The organism is Trinickia soli (genome assembly GCF_002879855.1).
Taxonomy (GTDB): domain Bacteria; phylum Pseudomonadota; class Gammaproteobacteria; order Burkholderiales; family Burkholderiaceae; genus Trinickia; species Trinickia soli.
Window position 1 is genome coordinate 92,711 of sequence record NZ_PNYB01000006.1, and the last position, 20,805, is coordinate 113,515.

General features: G+C 64.6%; 17 protein-coding genes. 9 read left to right on the plus strand and 8 right to left on the minus strand.

What is annotated here, in order from left to right; translation table 11 throughout:
* Positions 1 to 33: 33 nt before the first annotated feature.
* Together tldD and aroG are read left to right on the plus strand one after the other, a co-directional pair.
* Positions 34 to 1,500 carry a metalloprotease TldD gene (gene tldD, locus C0Z19_RS08845; protein WP_102609441.1) on the plus strand — a complete coding sequence of 489 codons (1,467 nt, stop codon included), beginning with the start codon at positions 34 to 36 and terminating at the stop codon, positions 1,498 to 1,500.
* Between the two features lie 326 nt (positions 1,501 to 1,826).
* On the plus strand, positions 1,827 to 2,900 hold the full coding sequence (gene aroG, locus C0Z19_RS08855; protein WP_102609442.1) for a 3-deoxy-7-phosphoheptulonate synthase AroG: 1,074 nt from the start codon (positions 1,827 to 1,829) through the stop codon (positions 2,898 to 2,900).
* A gap of 159 nt (positions 2,901 to 3,059) precedes the next feature.
* On the opposite strand, the gene hmpA is transcribed toward aroG, so the two are convergent.
* Positions 3,060 to 4,268: an NO-inducible flavohemoprotein gene (gene hmpA, locus C0Z19_RS08860; RefSeq protein ID WP_102609443.1), complete on the minus strand. Its 1,209-nt coding sequence runs from the start codon at positions 4,266 to 4,268 to the stop codon at positions 3,060 to 3,062.
* 150 nt (positions 4,269 to 4,418) lie between these two features.
* The gene (locus C0Z19_RS08865) at positions 4,419 to 4,973 is read right to left on the minus strand and encodes a cob(I)yrinic acid a,c-diamide adenosyltransferase (protein ID WP_102609444.1); all 555 of its coding nucleotides are present in this window, start codon (positions 4,971 to 4,973) and stop codon (positions 4,419 to 4,421) included.
* Positions 4,974 to 5,271: 298 nt separating this feature from the next.
* Between C0Z19_RS08865 and C0Z19_RS08870 the strand changes: the two genes are divergently transcribed.
* From C0Z19_RS08870 to proC, 6 genes are all read left to right on the plus strand, one after another.
* Positions 5,272 to 6,693, plus strand: coding sequence for an FAD-binding oxidoreductase (locus C0Z19_RS08870; protein ID WP_102609445.1), 1,422 nt, complete (start codon positions 5,272 to 5,274; stop codon positions 6,691 to 6,693).
* Between the two features lie 21 nt (positions 6,694 to 6,714).
* A complete protein-coding gene (locus C0Z19_RS08875; protein WP_102609446.1) occupies positions 6,715 to 8,208 on the plus strand; it encodes an FAD-linked oxidase C-terminal domain-containing protein in 1,494 nt (497 codons plus the stop codon).
* 201 nt (positions 8,209 to 8,409) lie between these two features.
* On the plus strand, positions 8,410 to 9,498 hold the full coding sequence (glcE, locus tag C0Z19_RS08880; RefSeq protein ID WP_102609602.1) for a glycolate oxidase subunit GlcE: 1,089 nt from the start codon (positions 8,410 to 8,412) through the stop codon (positions 9,496 to 9,498).
* 78 nt (positions 9,499 to 9,576) lie between these two features.
* Positions 9,577 to 10,860, plus strand: a complete 1,284-nt coding sequence (gene glcF / locus C0Z19_RS08885) for a glycolate oxidase subunit GlcF (RefSeq protein WP_102609447.1) — start codon at positions 9,577 to 9,579, stop codon at positions 10,858 to 10,860.
* A 132-nt stretch (positions 10,861 to 10,992) separates the two neighbouring features.
* Positions 10,993 to 11,691, plus strand: a complete 699-nt coding sequence (locus C0Z19_RS08890) for a YggS family pyridoxal phosphate-dependent enzyme (RefSeq protein ID WP_102609448.1) — start codon at positions 10,993 to 10,995, stop codon at positions 11,689 to 11,691.
* 103 nt (positions 11,692 to 11,794) lie between these two features.
* Positions 11,795 to 12,607, plus strand: coding sequence for a pyrroline-5-carboxylate reductase (gene proC, locus C0Z19_RS08895; RefSeq protein ID WP_102609449.1), 813 nt, complete (start codon positions 11,795 to 11,797; stop codon positions 12,605 to 12,607).
* Positions 12,608 to 12,653: 46 nt separating this feature from the next.
* Here proC and ubiA read toward each other — a convergent pair whose 3' ends face one another.
* The 6 genes from ubiA to recG form a co-directional block, all read right to left on the minus strand.
* Positions 12,654 to 13,517: a 4-hydroxybenzoate octaprenyltransferase gene (gene ubiA, locus C0Z19_RS08900; RefSeq protein ID WP_102609603.1), complete on the minus strand. Its 864-nt coding sequence runs from the start codon at positions 13,515 to 13,517 to the stop codon at positions 12,654 to 12,656.
* 135 nt (positions 13,518 to 13,652) lie between these two features.
* Positions 13,653 to 14,141 (minus strand): Dps family protein, encoded by a 489-nt coding sequence (locus C0Z19_RS08905; protein ID WP_102609450.1) that lies wholly within the window; start codon positions 14,139 to 14,141, stop codon positions 13,653 to 13,655.
* Between the two features lie 205 nt (positions 14,142 to 14,346).
* Positions 14,347 to 15,798 carry a catalase gene (locus C0Z19_RS08910; protein WP_102609451.1) on the minus strand — a complete coding sequence of 484 codons (1,452 nt, stop codon included), beginning with the start codon at positions 15,796 to 15,798 and terminating at the stop codon, positions 14,347 to 14,349.
* A gap of 123 nt (positions 15,799 to 15,921) precedes the next feature.
* On the minus strand, positions 15,922 to 16,053 hold the full coding sequence (locus C0Z19_RS28900) for a hypothetical protein (RefSeq protein ID WP_269844821.1): 132 nt from the start codon (positions 16,051 to 16,053) through the stop codon (positions 15,922 to 15,924).
* A gap of 142 nt (positions 16,054 to 16,195) precedes the next feature.
* A complete protein-coding gene (locus tag C0Z19_RS08915; RefSeq protein WP_102609452.1) occupies positions 16,196 to 17,155 on the minus strand; it encodes a hydrogen peroxide-inducible genes activator in 960 nt (319 codons plus the stop codon).
* Positions 17,156 to 17,281: 126 nt separating this feature from the next.
* Complete coding sequence (gene recG / locus C0Z19_RS08920) at positions 17,282 to 19,492, minus strand: ATP-dependent DNA helicase RecG (protein ID WP_102609453.1); 2,211 nt, start codon at positions 19,490 to 19,492, stop codon at positions 17,282 to 17,284.
* 147 nt (positions 19,493 to 19,639) lie between these two features.
* Between recG and queA the strand changes: the two genes are divergently transcribed.
* Positions 19,640 to 20,689 carry a tRNA preQ1(34) S-adenosylmethionine ribosyltransferase-isomerase QueA gene (gene queA, locus C0Z19_RS08925; protein ID WP_102609454.1) on the plus strand — a complete coding sequence of 350 codons (1,050 nt, stop codon included), beginning with the start codon at positions 19,640 to 19,642 and terminating at the stop codon, positions 20,687 to 20,689.
* The last annotated feature ends 116 nt before the right edge of the window (positions 20,690 to 20,805 follow it).

A 20,805-nucleotide genomic window follows, 5' to 3' on the forward strand; every position in this document is an offset into this window, starting at 1 on the left:
CTTGCTTAAACTTTTCCGCATCGAACCGAACGAATGAATCTCATCGAACCCGGCATCCGCAATCTCGCGACCGCGAAAGACATCCTGCTCACGCCCTACGGCTTGGACGAAGCGCGCTTGACGCGCACGCTCGCCGATATCTTCACGCATCGCGTCGACTACGCCGACCTCTACTTCCAGGCAACGCGCAGCGAAGCGTGGAGCCTCGAGGAAGGCATCGTGAAGTCGGGCAGCTTCAGCATCGACAAGGGCGTCGGCGTACGCGCCGTGGCCGGCGACCGTACGGCCTTCGCCTACTCTGACGATCTTTCCGTCGAAGCGCTCTCGCAGGCCGCGCAGGCGACGCGCTCGATCGCCAAAGCGGGCGGCGGCAGGCAGAAAATCAAGGTGGCGACTTCGCTCACGGGCGTGGCGGGCCGCGATCTGTACCTGACGGCCGACCCGTTGGCCTCGCTCGACGCGACCGAGAAGGTCAAGCTGCTCGAGCGCGTAGAGCAAATGGCGCGCGGCCGCGATCCCCGCATCACCCAGGTGATGGCCGGGCTCGCCGGCGAATACGATGTCGTGCTCGTCGCGCGTAGCGACGGCGCGCTCGCGGCCGACATTCGCCCGCTCGTGCGCGTATCGGTGACCGTCATCGCCGAGCAGAACGGGCGGCGGGAAATCGGCAGCGGCGGCGGCGGCGGACGTTTCGATTACGGTTACTTCACCGACGACATCCTGTCCGGTTACGTTGACGACGCCGTTAAGGCAGCGCTCGTCAATCTCGAAGCGCGGCCGGCTCCGGCCGGTGCGATGACGGTCGTGCTCGGCCCGGGATGGCCCGGCGTGTTGCTGCACGAGGCGATCGGCCACGGGCTCGAAGGCGACTTCAACCGCAAGGGGTCGTCGGCGTTCGCCGGCCGGATCGGCGAGCGTGTGGCTGCAAAGGGCGTGACCGTGGTGGACGACGGCACGCTGCCGAACCGCCGCGGCTCGCTCAATATCGACGACGAAGGCAATCCGACGCAATGCACGACGCTGATCGAAGACGGCGTGCTCAAGGGCTACATTCAGGACACGCTCAATGCGCGCCTCATGAAGATGCCCGTCACGGGCAATGCCCGGCGCGAATCGTATGCCGCGCTGCCTATGCCGCGCATGACGAACACGTACATGCTGGCCGGCGACAAGGCGCCGCAGGAAATCATCGAATCGGTCAAGCACGGGCTCTACGCGGTCAACTTCGGCGGCGGCCAGGTCGACATCACGAACGGCAAGTTCGTGTTCTCGGCATCGGAGGCCTACATGATCGAGAACGGCAAGGTCACTTATCCCGTCAAGGGGGCGACGCTGATCGGCAGCGGGCCGGAATCGCTGAAGTACGTCAGCATGATCGGCAACGACATGGCGCTCGACACGGGCGTCGGCGTCTGCGGCAAGGAAGGGCAAAGCGTGCCCGTGGGCGTGGGCCAACCGACGCTGCGCATCGACAACCTGACCGTGGGTGGAACCGTCTGATTTCCGAGCGCATGCAATTTTCCTGCATCGTTTCGCTGATTTGCGCGGAGGAACCGCATTTATGCCTCTGCGTGCTTGTCGACTGCGCTTAACCGGCGTATAAAGTGGGACGCACCTTTTTGATGAGCAACACCCCCGTCATGTCCACGAAGTTTTACTTTTACTTCTTTTGGCATCTCAGTCCGCTGGCGGATCGAGAGGGGTGTTAGCGCGTAACGCGAACCCGAATTCCCGAAAAACCGCCAGCGAGCCTGGCGGTTTTTTTTCGCCTCGGCCATCTGGAGCGCCGGCGAAAACCGTATCGAACCGATGAGGAGAACCGCAGCATGCCCCCGCACAATACCGACGACGTTCGTATCCGAGAACTCAAGGAACTGACGCCGCCAGCCCATTTGATCCGCGAGTTTCCCTGCAACGAAGCAGTCTCGGACCTGATCTACAGCACGCGACGCGCGCTGCATCGCATTCTGCACGGCATGGACGATCGTCTCATCGTCATCGTCGGCCCGTGCTCGATCCATGATCCGAAAGCGGCGCTCGAATACGCCGATCGGCTCGTCGAACAGCGCAAACGCTTTGGGGGGGAGCTCGAAATCGTCATGCGGGTCTACTTCGAAAAACCGCGCACGACGGTCGGGTGGAAGGGGCTCATCAACGACCCGTATCTCGACAACAGCTTCAAGATCAATGATGGCCTGCGCGCGGCGCGCGAACTGCTCCTCGGCATCAACCAGCTCGGGCTGCCGGCCGGCACCGAATACCTCGACATGATCAGCCCGCAGTACATTGCGGACCTCGTCTCGTGGGGCGCGATCGGCGCGCGCACGACCGAATCGCAGGTCCACCGCGAGCTGGCGTCGGGTTTGTCATGTCCGGTCGGCTTCAAGAACGGCACCGACGGCAACGTGAAGATCGCCGTCGACGCGATCAAGGCCGCCTCGCAGCCGCACCACTTCCTCTCGGTCACGAAGGGCGGCCACTCGGCCATCGTTTCGACGGCCGGCAACGAGGATTGCCATGTCATCCTGCGCGGCGGCAAGACGCCGAACTATGACGCCGCCAGCGTCGACGCCGCCTGCACCGATATCGGCCGCGCCGGGCTCGCAGCCCGCCTGATGATCGATGCGAGCCACGCGAACAGTTCGAAGAAGCACGAAAACCAGATTCCCGTCTGCGCCGATATCGGCCGACAGGTTGCGGCAGGCGACGAACGCATCGTCGGTGTCATGGTCGAGTCGCATCTCGTGGCCGGACGCCAGGATCTTCAACCGGACTGCCCGCTCGCATACGGCCAGAGCATTACCGATGCCTGCATCGGCTGGGATGAAAGCGTCGCCGTCCTGGAAGGCTTGGCCGACAGCGTCAAGCAACGCCGCATCGCGCGCGGCAGCGGCAACTGAGCGACATCGGCGCAACACATCAGGTAAAACGGGCCGCCTGGCTCCGCGGGAATCTCCCCTCGGAATCAGGCGGCCCGTTGCGGAGCACCGCTGCAGCGCGTGAGAGGACGATACGAGCGCGCAACGCGGCGACGCATGTCGTCTATCGGCGACCGGCAATCAGGCCAGCGCACCCGTGCCGAACACCTCGCTGTGAATGCGCGCGGGATCGACGCCGCGAGAGACGAGCGCATCGCGCTGCGCCTGCATGAAGGCCATCGGGCCGCACAGATAGTAATCGGCGTCGGGCAACACGGCCTGCCCGGCAATCTTGCCGAAGTCGATGCGGCCTTCGAAGTCGTAATCGACGCCTTGGCGATCGGCCGCGCCCACTTCTTCGTAGAACACCGCACGCGAAACGTTCGGGCGTGTCGCTCCGACTTCCGCAAGCCACTCCTTGAATGCGTGGACGCCGCCGTTACGGCAGGCATGCACGAACGCGACACGACGGTCGCTCTCGTCGGCAACCAACGTCGAGAGCATCGACACCATCGGCGTGATGCCGACCCCGCCCGAGACGAGCACGACGGGTGTCGACTTCTTGCGGTCGAGATGGAAGTCGCCCATCGGCGCCGTGACCTCGACGATCGCGCCCTCTTCCACGCCGTCGTGCAACAACGTCGAGAGGCGGCCGGCCGGCACGGCCTCGCTGCCGCCTTCACGCTTGACCGAGATGCGCAGCCATTTGCCGTGCGGTGCGTCGGACAAGCTGTACTGACGCGGCTGATCCACGCCGAGTTCGCCGACGTAGCGTTTGACCGTGACGAATTGGCCGGGCTGGAAGCCGGCAGCCGGCGCACCGTCGGTGGGCGTGAGGTAGAACGACGTGATCTCGTCGCTTTCGACAACTTTGCGCGACACGACGAACGGACGATAGCCGCTCCATGCCGCGGCCTCGTAAAGCTTCGACTCGACGCCGATCATGATCTGCGCGAGCTGGGCGTAAGCGGCGCGCCAGGCTTCGAGCGTCGCTTCGTCGACAGCGTCGCCGAGCACTTCGACCACCGACGCCAGCAGGTTCTCGCCGACGATGGGGTAATGCTCGGGGCGGATGTTCAAGCTCGCATGCTTGTGCGAAATGCGACCGACGGCGGCGCCCAATGCGCCGAGATTGTCGATGTTGGCCGCATAGGCGTAGACGGCGTGCGCGAGCACGTCGGCTTGGCTGCCGCTCGTCTGGTGCGTCTGGTTGAACAGGTTCTTCAACTCGGGACGGTTCGCAAACATGCGGCGGTAAAAGTGCTTCGTGATCGTGGCGCCATGCTCCGCGAACACGGGGGCGGTGGCTTTGACACGGGAAATCTGGTCGGGCGTAAGGGCAGAAGTCATCGATTGGCGCTCGTCGTTAAGATGTATCAAGAATACATTTTAACTGACTGCGCGCTCCATACGACACTTTGTCGCAGGGCAGCATGCCGCGCAGGTCGCGGCCGCCCGTCGTTTGCTCCCGTTCGGCGCCCCCGCCCTGCTGCGGCCGCGTTATTGCACGCGGCGCCCGGGCTCCCAAAGAACATCGCTTCCGCCGTCCGCCCGATTGAGGACGCGCGCCAGCACGAACAGCAGATCGGACAGGCGGTTCACATAGCGGCGCGGCGCGTCGGCAAGCGCCTGCGTGGCGCCGAGCGTGACGATCGCTCGCTCGGCGCGCCGGCACACCGTGCGGCAGACATGCGCGAGCGACGCTGCGCGCGAGCCGCCGGGCAGGATGAATTCCTTTAGCGGCGGCAGATCGGCGTTGTAGTGCGCGAGCCAGCCGTCGAGCCGCGCAAGGTGAGCGTCGCCGATCACCGTGTGGCCGGGGATGCAGATCTCTCCGCCGAGGTCGAACAGATCGTGCTGAATCGCTGTCAGCGCATCGTGAACGTCGGCCGGCAGCGGCTCCGTGAGGAGCAGGCCGATCTGCGAGTTCAGCTCGTCGACATCGCCCATGGCGGCAATGCGGGCGTCGTCCTTGGACACGCGACTGCCGTCGCCGAGGCCCGTCGTGCCGTCGTCGCCGGTTCGCGTCGCGATTTTGCTCAGCCGGTGGCCCATTGTCGTCACTCCCTTTTTCCGTTGGTGACGTATCCGCGCCTCATCTGCATCGGGCCGCGATACGTAAAGCGAGCCATTATAGGCATGCCGGGAAGCACTTTCGGCACTGATGAGACTCGGCCGTGCGGCCAGTTCTGACGCCCAGGGGATCAGCGTAGAATGAAGCGACTTCTGAACTGAGCAACCGAGACCCGGGTGTCGGTCGCCGTCCCTGCCCGCCGCGGCCGGTGCAGCGCCCTTCGCCCTGATAAATCGACGCGCGCGCCTCAGCCGGCGTGCGCGCGAGGAGACGCCATTCGTGAATCAGCCCATTCCCCCCGCCGCCGTTCGCCCACGTCGTCCGTTCCCCGCCGAACTGCTCGCGGCGTTGCAGGCGGCGTTCGGGACGCGCGTGTCGGTTTCGGAGGCCGTGCGCGCCCACCATGGCCGTGACGAATCGCCGTTTGATCCGCAATTGCCCGACGCCGTCGTCTTCGCCGAGAGCACGGAAGAGGTGAAAGCGGCGGTCGAGCTGTGCGCCCGTTTCGATGTGCCGATCATCCCCTACGGCAACGGCTCGTCGCTCGAAGGGCAGTTGCTTGCGGTCGAAGGCGGAGTCACGATCGACCTGTCGGGCATGAATCGCATTCTCTCGGTCGCAGCCGAAGACATGACCGCCACCGTGCAAGCGGGCGTCTCGCGAAAAGCGCTGAACGAAGCGCTACGCGACACGGGCTTGTTCTTTCCGATCGATCCGGGCGCCGACGCCAGTCTCGGCGGCATGTCCGCCACGCGCGCGTCGGGCACGAACGCCGTGCGCTACGGCACGATGCGCGAGAACGTGCTCGGCCTCACCGTCGTGCTCGCCGACGGCCGCGTCATCAAAACCGGCACGCGCGCGCGCAAGTCGTCGGCCGGCTACGACCTCACGCGGCTGTTCGTCGGCTCGGAAGGCACGCTCGGCATCATCACGGAAGTCACCGTGCGCCTCTATCCGCAGCCCGAAGCGGTATCGGCTGCCGTTTGCGCGTTCCCTTCGATGGGTGAAGCCGTGCGCACTGTCATCGAAACGATCCAACTCGGCGTGCCGATCGCGCGCGTCGAGTTCGTCGATACGCTGGCGATTCGCGCCATCAATCGGCATTCGAATCTGACGCTGACCGAATCGCCCACGCTGTTTTTCGAATTCCACGGCACCGAGGCGAGCGTCAAAGAACAGGCCGAGCGCGTCGAAAGCATCGCCGGCGATCACGGCGGCAGCGGTTTTGCCTGGGCCACGCGGCCCGAAGATCGCAATCGGCTTTGGAACGCGCGTCATACGGCGTTCTTTGCGATGCTGCAGCTCAAGCCCGGTTGCCGGGCGGTCACCACCGATGTCTGCGTGCCGATCTCGCAGCTCGCCGCTTGCGTCGAGCAGACCGAACAGGATCTGCTTGGCTCGCCGCTGCCGTGCCCCATCGTCGGCCACGTCGGCGACGGGAATTTTCACGTCGCCATGTTGATCGACCCCTCGAAGCCGGAAGAGCTCGTCGAGGCCGAACGACTGAACCGCCGCGTGGTCGAGCGTGCGCTCTCGATGGGTGGCACCTGCACAGGCGAGCATGGCATCGGGCTTCACAAGATGGATTTCCTGCTCGAAGAGCATGGCGCCGAAGCCGTCGATGCCATGCGTGCCGTCAAGCATGCCTTCGATCCTCGCAATCTGATGAATCCGGGCAAGATTTTTTCGTACACGGCCTGACTCGGCCAACGGAGAGCGCGTATGGAAGCCGTTGTTTCGCCCGCAAACGATATTCGGGCCGAGCGCCAACGAGAGGTCGTCCAAGCGTTGATGGCCACGTTGCCTGCGCATTGTCTGCTCCACCGCGATGAAGACACGGCGCCGTACGAGTGCGACGGGTTGAGCGTCTATCGCCAGTTGCCGCTCGCCGTCGCGCTTCCTGAAACGGAAGCGCAAGTGCAACGCATTTTGCAAATCTGCAGGCGGCTCGGTGTGCCCGTGGTGCCACGCGGCGCGGGTACGGGGCTCTCGGGCGGTGCAACGCCGATCGCGCACGGGGTCGTGCTTTCGTTGTCGCGCTTCACGAAAATCGTCGAGGTCGATCCTTACGCGCGCACGGCTACCGTCCAGCCCGGCGTGCGCAACCTCGCCGTGTCGGAGGCTGCGGCGCCCTTCGGCCTCTACTATGCTCCCGACCCGTCGTCGCAGATTGCCTGCACGATCGGCGGCAATGTTTCGGAGAATTCGGGCGGCGTACATTGCCTGAAGTACGGGTTGACCGTTCACAACGTGCTGCGCGTGCGGGCCGTGACGATGGACGGCGAGATTGTCGAGTTCGGCTCGCTCGGGCCCGACGCGCCAGGGCTCGACCTGCTTGCCGTCATGATCGGCAGCGAGGGCATGTTCGCGGTCGTGACCGAAGTGACGGTGAAGCTGATCCCGAAGCCGCAACTGGCTCAGGTCGTGATGGCCAGCTTCGACGACGTCGTCAAGGGCGGACAGGCCGTCGCGGCCATCATCGCGGCGGGCATCATTCCCGCCGGCCTCGAAATGATGGATAAGCCGGCGACCCGCGCGGTCGAGGCGTTCGTCGGCGCGGGCTACGATCTCGACGCAGCCGCGATCTTGCTGTGCGAATCGGACGGCACGCCTGAAGAAGTCGCCGATGAAATCGTGCGCATGACGGCCGTGCTGCGGGAGCACGGCGCCACGCGGCTGCAGATTTCGCGCACGGAAGCCGAGCGGCTGCGGTTCTGGTCCGGCCGCAAGAACGCTTTCCCGGCCGCAGGCCGCATCTCGCCCGACTACTACTGCATGGACGGCACGGTTCCACGCCGCAGCATCGGCCCGCTGCTCGCCCGCATCGAGTCGATGGAAAGCAAGTACGGGCTGCGCTGCATCAACGTGTTCCACGCGGGCGACGGCAACATGCACCCGCTGATCCTGTTCAACGGCAATGACGCCGACGAGCTTCGGCGCGCCGAAGAATTCGGCGCCGAGATTCTCGAAACGTGCGTCGAGTTCGGCGGCACGATCACGGGCGAGCACGGTGTCGGCGTCGAGAAGATCAACTCGATGTGCGTGCAGTTTTCGGAGGCGGAGCGCGACGCGTTCTTCGCAGTCAAGCGCGCGTTCGATCCGGCCGAACTGCTCAATCCCACAAAGGGCATACCCACACGGGCGCGCTGCGCCGAGTACGGCAAGATGCACGTGCGCGGAGGCTTGCTACCGCATCCGGAGTTGCCACGGTTCTAGCCCGCAGCCCGGCTTGCCTGGATGCCGACCTGGTTCGCCCGGCCCTGCGGCGCGCGTCACTTACGCGTACTTACCCCTAGGCCTGCCTTCTGCGGCTTGTCTCGGGGCGCTCGGTCGGTACAATCTGGAACGAAGCGAACAACGGCATGACTTGCGAAAAGCCGGCCCAACCGGATGAACGACACGACGAAGCGGGAAGCCATGCAACAAGAGGATATCGTGGCCTACTGGTCCGAGCGGATCCGGTCGGCCACAGCTGAAGCGCGCCCGCTGCGCGTGCGTGGCGCAGGAACCAAGGACTGGTATGGCCAGCAGCTGCAGGGGGAAATTCTCGATACGCGCGCCTATCAGGGCATCGTCGAGTACGACCCGGCCGAGCTCGTCATCACGGCGCGTTGTGGCACGCCGCTGGCCGAAATCGAAGCCGCGCTTGCCGAGCACGATCAGATGCTCGCGTTCGAGCCCCCTCACTTCGGCCGGGCATCGACGCTCGGCGGCTGTGTCGCCGCAGGCATATCCGGGCCACGGCGGGCGCAAGCCGGCGCAGTGCGCGATTTCGTCCTGGGCGTCACGATGATGAACGGCGCGGGCGAAGTGCTGCGCTTTGGCGGCCGCGTCGTCAAGAATGTAGCCGGCTATGACGTCGCCCGGGTCATGGCAGGCTCGCTCGGCACGCTCGGGCTCATGCTGGATCTCTCGATCAAGGTCATGCCGCGCCCCGCGGTCGAAGCCACACTGAAGTTCGACATGAACGGCACCGACGCCGTGCGCAAGCTCAACGAATGGGGCGGCCGGCCGCTCCCGATCACCGCCAGCGCGTGGCGCAACGGCACGCTCGCCGTACGCTTGTCCGGCGCCGAAAGTGGTGTCAAAGCAGCGCGCAATGCGATCGGCGGGGAAGTTGTCGATGCCGTCGAGGCCGAACGTTTCTGGGAGGGATTGCGCGAACAAACCGACCCGTTCTTTGCGTCCATCCCGCCGAATTCGGCGCTTTGGCGGCTCGCCCTGCCGTCGATCACCGAACCGTTGCAGTTGCCCGGTGCGCAGTTGATGGAATGGGGCGGCGCGCAACGCTGGTGGGTGACCGACACCGATGCGCAAACGGTGCGCATCAGCGCAAAGCAAGCGGGCGGGCATGCGACGGTCTTCCGCGCGGGTCGCACATTCGATCGCAGCGTCGGCGTTTTTACACCGTTGCCGATGCCGCTCATGAAGATTCATCGAGGGCTGAAGGCGGCGTTCGATCCGGCGCGTATTTTCAACCGCGCGCGCATGTATCCCGATTTGTGATGCGATACGTCTTTTCGTCGCCAAGGAGCGCTGTGTCTTCACGAACGACGCGATGGAGCAAGGGATAAGAGCGAAGCAATGCAGACCCAACTCGCAGACTTTATCCGCAACACCCCAGACGGCGAAGAAGCCGATGCGATCCTGCGCAAGTGCGTCCACTGCGGTTTTTGCACGGCCACCTGTCCCACTTATCAATTGCTCGGCGACGAGCTCGACGGTCCTCGCGGGCGCATCTATCTCATCAAGCAGATGGTCGAGGGCGCAGCGGTCACGCGCAGCACGCAGCTGCATCTCGACCGGTGCCTGACCTGCCGCAGTTGTGAAACCACGTGCCCGTCGGGTGTGCAGTACGGCCGGCTTGTCGAGATCGGGCGGCAGCATGTCGAAGCGGCCGTGTCGCGGCCGCTGCGTCAACAACTACTGCGGCGCTTGCTGGCCACCGTGCTGCCGAACAGCGCCGTGTTCACACCGGCCATGCGTCTGGGTCAGCTCGTGCGCCCGTTTTTGCCGCGACGGGTACGCGACAAAATTCCCGCGCGTCAGCGCATGCTCGAATGGCCGACGAAGGAGACGCCGACACGCGTCAAGCTCCATGCTGGCGCCGGCGCCGACGCGGATTCGCCTGCACAAACGCGCCGCATGCTCATGCTCGCCGGCTGCGTGCAGCCGGCTATGCTGCCGAACATCAATATCGCGACTGCGCGCGTGCTGCATGCGCTCGGTATCGAGACGGTAATCGAACCCGAGGCCGGGTGCTGCGGCGCCATCCGTCTGCACCTGGGCTACCGCGACGAAGCGCTCGACGATGTGAGGCGCAATATCGACGCCTGGTGGCCGCACGTCGAAGCGGGCATCGAAGCGATCGTCATCAATGCTTCGGGCTGCGGCGCAACGGTCAAGGAATACGGCCATCTGCTCCGGGGCGACCCGGCCTACGCGGAGAAGGCCCGCCGGATCACCGGGCTCACGCGCGACATCGCCGAGGTGCTGAGCGGGTTCGAGGCCGAACTGGCGGGGCTCGCACGCCGTCGCGGCGTGCATACGGTCGCGTTTCATCCGCCGTGTACGCTCCAACATGGGCAACAGATCCGCGGCACGGTCGAGCACTTGTTGACGACGCTTGGCGTCGAGACGCGGCTGCCGGCCGACAGCCATCTGTGCTGCGGCTCGGCGGGCACCTACTCGGTCACGCAGCCCGTGATGTCCTATACGCTGCGCGATCGCAAGCTGCGCAATCTGGAGGCGCTCGAACCGCAGATGGTCGTATCTGCCAATGTCGGTTGTATCGCGCATCTGCAAAGCGGAACGTCCATGCCGGTGGCGCATTGGGTCGAGCTAGTCGAGCATTTGATTTATGGGTGAGCGGTAGCGCGGTGGCAGCGTCGACGCTCGATGCCTGGTCGCGTCGCGCCGCGTCGCATCGCGCCTCAGCGGACAGCCCGGCTGCTTCGGGCCGTATAATCCGCAGTTGTCTCGGGCCCTCGCTCACGTCCCATGTCCCATATCGCCGACAACCTGCTGGCAGTGCATGCCCGCATCGAGCACGCCGCTCGCAATGCGAATCGTGCGCCCGACTCCATCAGCCTATTGGCCGTCTCCAAGACATTCCCCGCCGCCGACATCCGCGCCGCGTTCGCCGCCGGCCAGCGTGCCTTCGGTGAAAACTACGTGCAGGAATCGCTCGCCAAGATCGAAGCGCTGGGCGACCTCCGCGCGGACATGGAATGGCATTTCATCGGCCCGCTTCAATCGAACAAAACCCGCCCCGTGGCCGAGCATTTCGATTGGGTGCATTCCGTCGATCGCCTCAAGATCGCTGAGCGTTTGTCCGAGCAGCGGCCCGATGCGTTGCCGCCGTTGAATGTCTGCCTGCAGGTGAACGTCAGTGGCGAGTCGTCGAAAAGCGGTGTCGCGCCGGAGGAAGCCCTCGCGCTCGCACGCGCGATCGCCGCCCTGCCGAAGCTGCGGCTGCGCGGCCTCATGTCGATCCCTGAACCGGCCAGCGATCAGCAGGCGCAGCGCGAGCCGCATCGCCGACTGCGGCAACTCTACGAAACGTTGCGCGCGCAAGGAATCGAACTCGACACGCTGTCGATGGGCATGTCGGGCGATCTGGAAGCCGCTGTGCTAGAAGGGGCGACGATCGTGCGGATCGGCACCGCCATCTTCGGACAGCGCGGTTACACGCACTAACCCCACGGTTGCACCACTACCACTGCGGGTTGCACCCGACAGAATGAGGCGCGGCAGCGGTCTATAATCGGCCGCTGCCTCCCACCCTCTCCTTCTCATCATTATGAAGATCGCATTCATCGGCGGCGGCAACATGGCCGCGGCACTGATCGGTGGCTTGATCAAGCGCGGCGTTGCACCGGCGCACCTCTACGCCATCGACGTCAACGAAGACGCCCGCGCCCGCACCCATACGCAGTTCGGCGTCGCGACAGGTGCACAAACCGACGAGACGCTGGGCGGATACGACGCCATCGTGCTCGCCGTGAAGCCGCAAGTGCTCAAGGCCGTCGCCGCTTCGCTGGCGCCGCATCTGTCCACCCAGCTTGTCGTCAGCATCGCAGCCGGGATTCGCGGCGCCGACCTCTCGCGCTGGCTCGGCGGCTACACGCGGATCGTGCGCGCGATGCCGAATACGCCGGCGCTGATCGGACAAGGCGTGACCGGATTGGCGGCGCTCGCGGGTGTCGACGAAGCGGGACGTGCGCTCGCCACCGATGTCCTCGGCGCAGTGGGAACGACCGTATGGTTCGACGATGAATCGAAGATCGACGCCGTTACGGCGATCTCGGGCAGCGGGCCTGCCTACGTGTTCTATTTCATCGAAGCAATGCAAGAGGCGGCGCGGCGCCTGGGGTTGAGCGACGAAGAAGGACGCGCGCTTGCACTGGGCACGTTCGCAGGTGCTGCGCAATTGGCCGTGCAGTCGGATGAAAGCGCCGCCGTGTTGCGCGAGCGCGTGACCTCGAAGGGCGGCACCACGGCAGCCGCGCTCGCCGCGTTCGACGCGCAAGGCGTCAAGGAAGCCATCGTCAAAGGCGCGCTTGCGGCCGAAGCCCGAGCGAAAGTGATGGGCGACGAGTTGGGAAACCAATAAGCTTCGTCGCCGGGTGGTGCTAATCGATGCTGACTCGACGCCGACCTCAAAGCGCCGACACGGCATAGTGTGCGGCTATCCCGGCAAATAGCGCGCCGCCCAGCCAGTTGTTATGGCGGAACGCCGCAAAGCACGGCATCCGCTCGCGGCCACGAATGAGCGTGTAGTGATAAAGCGCGCAGCCGAGCGCCGCAGCCCAGCCCGCCCAATAGAGCCAATCGAAACGCAGCATCACGCCAATGGCCGCGTAAATCGCCAGCGTGGCCGCGTAACAGAGCATCACGGCGGCGACGTCGAAACGGCCGAACGTCAGTGCCGATGTGCGAATGCCGATTTTGATGTCGTCGTCGCGATCGACCATCGCGTATTCGGTGTCGTACGCTACCGACCAAAACACGTTCGCGACGAGCATGCTCCACGCGATCGGCGGCACGTGATTCTGCACAGCCGCGAATGCCATGGGAATGCCGAATCCAAACGCGATACCGAGGTAGGCCTGCGGGATCGCAAAGAATCGCTTCGTGAACGGATAACTGCCGGCCACGAACAGCGCCACGACCGATAACTCCTTCGTCAGGCTGTTGAGCGGCAGAATCAGCAGAAACGAAACGATCGATAAGGCCGCCGCGATTGCAAGCGCTTCCCACGCGCGGATCTTGCCCGACGTGAGGGGGCGCGATTCGGTGCGCTTCACGTAACGGTCGAAGTCGCGATCGGCGTAATCGTTGATCGCGCAGCCGGCCGAGCGCATGAGCACCGTGCCGACGATGAAGATGACGAGCAGCGACGGCGACGGCCTGCCGTTCGAGGCGATCCACAACGCGTTGAGCGTGGGCCAGAGCAGCAGGAGACTGCCGATCGGCTTGTCCATGCGGATCAAGCGCAGATAAAGCGGGAGGCGAGCAAATATGGGCGCGTACATAGGTGAAACAGCCGAAGCCTGAAACTGAAGCGGACGAACAACTAACGCCGTATTGTAGAACCGAAACGACGAAGGCCTCCCGAGCGGGAGGCCTTCTTCATGGCGACGTAGCAGCGCGGTGCTTTAAGCGAGCATCGAGCGCAGCATCCACGCGGTCTTTTCGTGCGTCTGCATACGCTGCGTCAACAGATCGGCCGTCGGCTGATCGTTGGCGGTATCGGCGGCCGTAAATACCTCGCGCGCGGTGCGCGCAACGGCTTCCTGCCCTTGCACGAGTTGACGGATCATTTCTTCGGCCTCAGGCACGCCGTCGGCCTCGGGGATCGACGACAGCTTGGCGAAGTCTTTGTAGCTACCCGGCGCATGCACGCCCAACGCGCGAATGCGCTCGGCGATCGCGTCGACAGCCAGCGCGAGCTCGTTGTATTGGCCTTCGAACATGAGGTGCAACGTGTTGAACATCGGACCCGTCACATTCCAATGGAAGTTGTGGGTTTTCAGATAAAGCGTGTAGGTATCCGCCAGCAACCGCGACAAACCGTCCGCGATCTTCCTGCGATCCTTGTCGCCGATGCCGATGTCGATTTGCACTGCAGCGTTTTTCTTTGCCATGGAGATTCCTTCCAAGGATGAAACGAAACGGTGAAACTGCCGAAGGGGTCAGCGGCGGTCCAGACTGCAAATCCTCACCAAAGCGGGAGTCGCCGGTCAAGACCGCGACAGCTCAACCTGCCGCGGAGTACTGTCCCCAATCGGGCTCCACTATACGCCGGAGTGCTGCCGCGCGTATGTTTGGCAACGAGGTGAAACGCGTCGTTCATCGCCCCTGTGCAGTGCGTCGCTCGATCGCGGCAGCGACGCCGGCTCCATACGCTTCGTCCGCACGCGTGAAGTGTTCGATTGCGCGCGCAACGATGTCCGCCGGCACGCCGTCGATATGACGCGCGATGTTCTCGAACAAGCGTTGCCGTTGCCCTTCGTCGAACAGACGGAACAGCGCGCCGGGCTGGCTGTAGTAGTCGGCGTCCTCGCGATGGTCGTAACGATCGATCGCGCCGGCGGCGATCGGCGGTTCGGCCGCGCGGCTATCCTGCGCGAACTCGCCGAAACGGCTTGGCTCGTAATTCGGCGTCGCACCGAGGTTGCCGTCCGTACGCATCGCGCCATCGCGATGGAACGCATGATGAAACGGGCACTTCGGCGCATTCACCGGAATCTGGTGGTGATTGACGCCAAGACGGTAACGCTGCGCATCGCCGTATGAGAACAGCCGCCCTTGCAGCAATCGATCGGGCGAGAAGCCAATGCCGGGCACGACGTTGGCCGGCGTGAACGCCGCCTGTTCGACATCGGAGAAGTAATTGCCTGCGTTGCGGTTAAGCTCGATCACGCCGACATCGATCAGCGGGTAATCCTTGTGCGGCCACACCTTCGTGATGTCGAACGGGTTGTACGGCACCTTCGCGGCGTCGGCTTCGGGCATCACCTGAATCCGGAACGCCCACTTCGGAAACTGGCCATGGTCGATGTTTTCGATCAAATCGCGCTGCGCGCTTTCGCGATCGCCGGCGATGATCTGCGAGGCCTCTTCGTCGGTGTAGTTTTCGATCCCGTTCAGCGATTTGAAATGGAACTTCACCCAGAAGCGTTCACCGCTTTCGTTGACGAACGAGAACGTATGCGAACCAAAGCCGTGCTGTTGTCGATAGTTCTTAGGAATCCCGCGGTCGCTCATCAGAATCGTGACTTGATGGAGCGACTCCGGATGGCGCGTCCAAAAATCCCAAGCCGCGACATTGCTGCGCAGGTTCGTATACGGATCGCGCTTCTGGGAGTGGATGAAATCGGGAAACTTCAGCGGATCGCGGACGAAGAACACCGGCGTGTTGTTGCCGACAACGTCCCAGTTGCCCTCTTCGGTATAGAACTTGATCGAGAAGCCGCGCACATCGCGCTCGGCGTCGGCGGCCCCGCGCTCGCCCGCGACGGTCGAAAACCGGATGAACAGCGGCGTTTCCTTGCCGATCCCGCTGAAGATCTTCGCCTTCGTGTACTTCGAGATGTCATGCGTGACGACGAAGCGGCCGAACGCACCGGAGCCCTTTGCATGCACGCGGCGCTCGGGAATGACTTCGCGGTCGAAATGCGCGAGCTTTTCGAGCAACCAGACGTCCTGCAGCGCGATCGGACCACGCGCGCCCGCGGTCAACGAGTTCTGGTTATCGGCAACGGGGGCGCCGGCGGCGGTCGTCAGTTTTCGGTCGGACATCGTGATCTCTCCTGATGAAATAGTGGGCCTGCGCGCCGCGCGCCATGCGGCGGCGCGCGCCGGATCGGCGAGGCGAAATGAAACGGAGTAAGTCGGAATGGGTGGGCAGGTGAGCGAATGCGCTCAGGCGCCGAGCGCACGATCGGCAAGCACCGCAAAGGCAGTGGCGCGCGCACGACGGAGCGAAACAGCCAGCCGGGCACCGACGCGCGCACGCGCAGGCGCGGCGATGACTCGGGTAATCAGTTGCGACATGGCTTTTCCTCCGTGTGTGAAAGCGCTCGAATGGCGCGGTCCATGGAGGAAAGAATAGACAAAACTATCGATTTTTTATAGTTAATTGTTTTTATCTATTCAATAGGGGCACCCGACCGGGATGTCCGACACGGGCTACGGGCTAGTTGAGGACCGCCGGCATGTCGAGCTTGCTCACACCCGGCAGATCGCAGGCCGCGATGGCCTCGCTGATCGCATCGATGGCCGGCATCCGCGTGAAGCTCTTGCGCCAAGCCAGAACGACGCGTCGGTCCGGCACGGGCTCGTCGAACGGCACATAGCTGAGCAGGCCTGCATCGGGGCCGCCCGCATGCGCCCTGACTTCTTGCACCGACATGCGCGGCAGGACGGTAATCCCGACGCCGCTGGCGACCATATGACGAATCGTCTCGAGCGACGACCCTTCGAACGTCTTTTGGATGCCGTCGGCCGTTTGCGAAAACCGCATGAGTTCGGGGCAGACGCCGAGCACGTGGTCGCGGAAGCAATGGCCCGTGCCGAGCAGCAGCATCGTCTCTTGTTTCAGGTCGCCTGCATCGATCTTCTTGCGCGATTCCCAGGCGTGGCCCGCCGGCAGTGCGACGACGAACGGCTCGTCGTACAGCGGGCGCACCATGAGCCCCGTTTCGGGAAACGGCAGCGCCATGATCGCGACGTCGATCTCGCCTTGCTTGAGCAGTTCGATCAGCTTGAGCGTGTAGTTCTCCTGCAGCATCAGCGGCATCTGCGGGACGCGCTTGATCATCTGCTTGACGAGCGTAGGCAGCAGATAGGGGCCGATCGTATAGATCACGCCGAGCCGCAGCGGCCCGACGAGCGGATCCTTGCCCTGCTTGGCGATTTCCTTGATGGCAAGCGTCTGCTCCAGCACGCGCTGCGCCTGCGTGACGATCTGCTCGCCGATCGGCGTAACGCTGACTTCGCTCGTGCCGCGCTCGAAAATCTGCACGTTGAGTTCGTCTTCGAGCTTCTTGATCGCCACCGAGAGCGTCGGCTGGCTGACGAAGCACGCCTCGGCGGCGCGACCGAAATGTCGTTCGCGCGCGACCGCCACGATGTATTTCAATTCAGTGAGCGTCATTCGGGGACCAATCAGGGCGAAAAATCGATAGGTTTATCTTATACACCCGAGACGCCGATTCGCCAACAGGCGACGACGTGTTCTCGGCCGCATGGGGGCCGCATGGGTCCGAATTCGCGCCCGGCCTCACGCCTTCAAGAATTGCTCGCGGCCGCCGAGCCAGCGCGCCAGGTGTTGCAACACGACGTCCGGGTAGTCGGCGATGAGCCGCGCCGCCGCTTCACGGGCGGGCTCGATGAGCCAGGCGTCGTGCTCGAGGCTCGCGAAGCGCAGCATGGCTGCACCCGACTGGCGCGCGCCCAGGAACTCGCCAGGGCCGCGTATCTCGAGGTCGCGCCGCGCGATCTCGAAGCCGTCGGTCGTTTCGCGCATCGTTTTCAAGCGCTCGCGCGCCGTCAGCGAAAGCGGATTGCTATAAAGCAGCACGCAGACCGAAGCCGCACTGCCGCGCCCCACGCGCCCGCGCAGTTGGTGCAGTTGCGCAAGGCCGAACCGCTCGGCATGCTCGATGACCATGAGCGAGGCGTTGGGAACGTCGACGCCCACCTCGATCACCGTCGTCGCCACGAGCAATTGCACCTCGTTACGCGAAAACCCGTCCATGACGGCCGCTTTTTCGGCAGGCGGCAGGCGGCCATGCACGAGCCCGACGCGCAATTCCGGCAGCGCCGCAATGAGCGTCTCGTAGGTCTCGATCGCCGTCTGCAGTTGCAGCGTCTCGCTTTCTTCGATGAGCGGACACACCCAATACACCTGCCGCCCCTTCAGCGCGGCATCCCTGACGCGGGCGATGACTTCCTCGCGGCGCGCATCGGAAACGAGCTTCGTCACGATCGGCGTGCGTCCCGGCGGCAGCTCGTCGATCGTGGAGACGTCGAGATCGGCGTAGTAGGTCATCGCGAGCGTGCGCGGTATCGGCGTGGCCGACATCATCAACTGGTGCGGCTGGAAGCCCACGGCGCCGTCGGACGCGCGATCGGCCTTGGCCCGCAACGCCAGCCGCTGCGCCACACCGAATCGATGTTGCTCGTCGACGATGACGAGGCCGAGCCGCGCGAACTCGACGGTATCCTGGATGATCGCATGCGTGCCGATCACAAGCTGGGCCGCCCCGGAGGCCGCTGCTTCGACGGCCGCACGCTTTTCCTTCGCTTTCAGGCTGCCCGCGAGCCAGGCGACCGTGACGCCCAGCGGCTCGAGCCAGCCGCGCAGCTTGCGCGCATGTTGCTCGGCCAGGATTTCGGTTGGCGCCATCAACGCCGCCTGATAACCGCAATCGATCGCCTGCGCGGCCGCCAGCGCCGCAACGACCGTCTTGCCGCTGCCAACATCGCCCTGCAGCAGCCGCTGCATCGGATGCGGCGCACTCAGATCGGCCGAGATTTCAGCGACCACACGCGTCTGCGCGCGCGTGAGCGCGAACGGCAGCGCGGCCGAAAGCCGCTCGACGAGCGTGCCGCTGCGCGCGCCGGCGCCCGGGAGCGGCATCGACGGCGCCGAGCGGGCTCGCCGCTCCTCATGCGCGCGCTTGAGCGAAAGCTGCTGCGCGAGCAATTCGTCGAATTTGATGCGCGTCCATGCCGGATGGGTGCCGTCGATCAGCGCCGTTTCGTCCGCGCCCGCGCTCGGGTGATGCAGCACGTGCACGGCCTGCGCGAGCGGCGGCAACGCCAGCGGGCGACAGTATTGCCCGGCGATACGCTCGGGCAGAATTTCCGGCAGCGGCGTGCGTGCGAGGGCGCCCTCGATCGCCTTACGCAGATACGCTTGCGAGACGCCGGCCGTGCTCGGATAGACGGGCGTCAGCACTTGTGGGAGCGGCGTGTCTTCCTCGACGGGACGCACCGTCGGGTGAACCATCTCGAGCCCGAAGAAGCCGCCCCGCACGTCGCCGCGCACGCGCAGACGCACGCCGACGGCCATCTGCTTGACCTGCGAGCCGTAGAAATTCAGAAAGCGCAGCGAGAGTTCGTCGCCCTGCGCATCGCGCAGCTTCACGACGAGTTGCCGGCGCGGCCGATAGGCGATTTCGTTATCGACGACGACGCCTTCCGTTTGCGCCGTCTCACCCGGCAACAACCCGCCGATCGGCGTGAGCGTCGTTTCGTCTTCGTAGCGCATGGGCAGATGCAGCACGAGATCGATGTCGCGCGTCAGCCCGAGCTTGGCGAGCTTATCGACAGTCTTCGCCAGCTTTGCCGGCTTTGCCGGCTTTGCCGTCTTCGCCGTCTTCGCCGGCTTTCCAGCTTTCGACGATTCGGCTGCGGCCGTAGGCGGCGCGGCCTGCGGCACGCGTTCGTCGACGGAATCGGTCGGGCGCGATCGGGGCAACGGCATTACTCTCCTGGCAAGTACAATAGCGGTTTTCTCTGAACGAACGACAGCCGGGGCCATAGTGCGGAACCGCGCGCCGCCATATCGGCATCGCACTTCGCGATCATAACGGCTCGCTTCCCCTCCCGCCCCGCCATCGATCAACGCAGCATGTTCACGCTTTCCGATTTCGATTTCAATCTGCCGCCCGAACTGATCGCGCAGACGGCGTTGCCCGAGCGTAGCGCAAGCCGCCTGCTCGAAGTGGACGGCGCTACCGCGCCCGCGCGCCTCGTCGACCGGCGCTTCGCCGAACTGCCCGAATGTGTGGCGCCCGGCGATCTGCTCGTCTTCAACGATACCAAAGTACTGAAGGCGCGCTTCTTCGGCCAGAAGGCGAGCGGCGGCAAGATCGAGGTGCTTGTCGAACGCCTGACCGGCGAGCGCACCGCGCTTGCGCAGATCCGCGCAAGCAAAAGCCCCGCGCCGGGCACGACCCTGATGTTGGCCGATGCGTTCGAGGTCACGGTGGGCGAGCGCGTCGAGCCGTTCTATACGCTGCACTTTCCCGACGATTGCCTGTCGTTGATCGAGCGCCACGGCCGGTTGCCGCTGCCGCCCTACATCGAGCACGACGCCGACGCAACCGACGAAACGCGCTATCAAACCGTGTTCGCGCAAAACCCGGGCGCCGTCGCCGCGCCCACAGCCGGCCTGCATTTCGACGAAGCGCTGCTGGCGCGCCTCGATGCGCACGGCGTGGAGCGCGCGACGCTGACGCTGCATGTCGGCGCAGGCACGTTCCAACCGGTGCGCGTCGAGAACATCGCCGAGCACAAGATGCACAGCGAGTGGTACCGGCTGCCGCAAACGCTCGTCGATAAAATCGCCGCCACGCGTGCGCGGGGCGGTCGCGTGATTGCCGTCGGCACGACCTCGATGCGCGCGCTCGAATCGGCGGCGCGCGACGCCGAGGACGCCGGCCGGCCGCTCGCCGCAACGAGCGCCGAAACCGACATCTTCATCACGCCGGGTTATCGCTTTCGCATCGTCGACCGGCTCGTGACGAACTTCCATTTGCCGAAGTCGACGCTGCTCATGCTCGTCAGCGCGTTCGCCGGCATGGAGACGATTCGCGACGCCTACCGGCACGCGATCGAGCAGCGTTACCGTTTTTTCAGCTACGGCGACGCGATGCTGCTGACGCGGGCCGAGCGCTGAGGCTGCATGGCCGCGCCGGGCGAGCAGATTGCCTCGCGCTTCGCTTTATTTCACGCGCCGTCGGTTCCGACCGTCGGCGTTTCTTTCCCCCGCGCCGGACGCGCGATGCAGCGTTG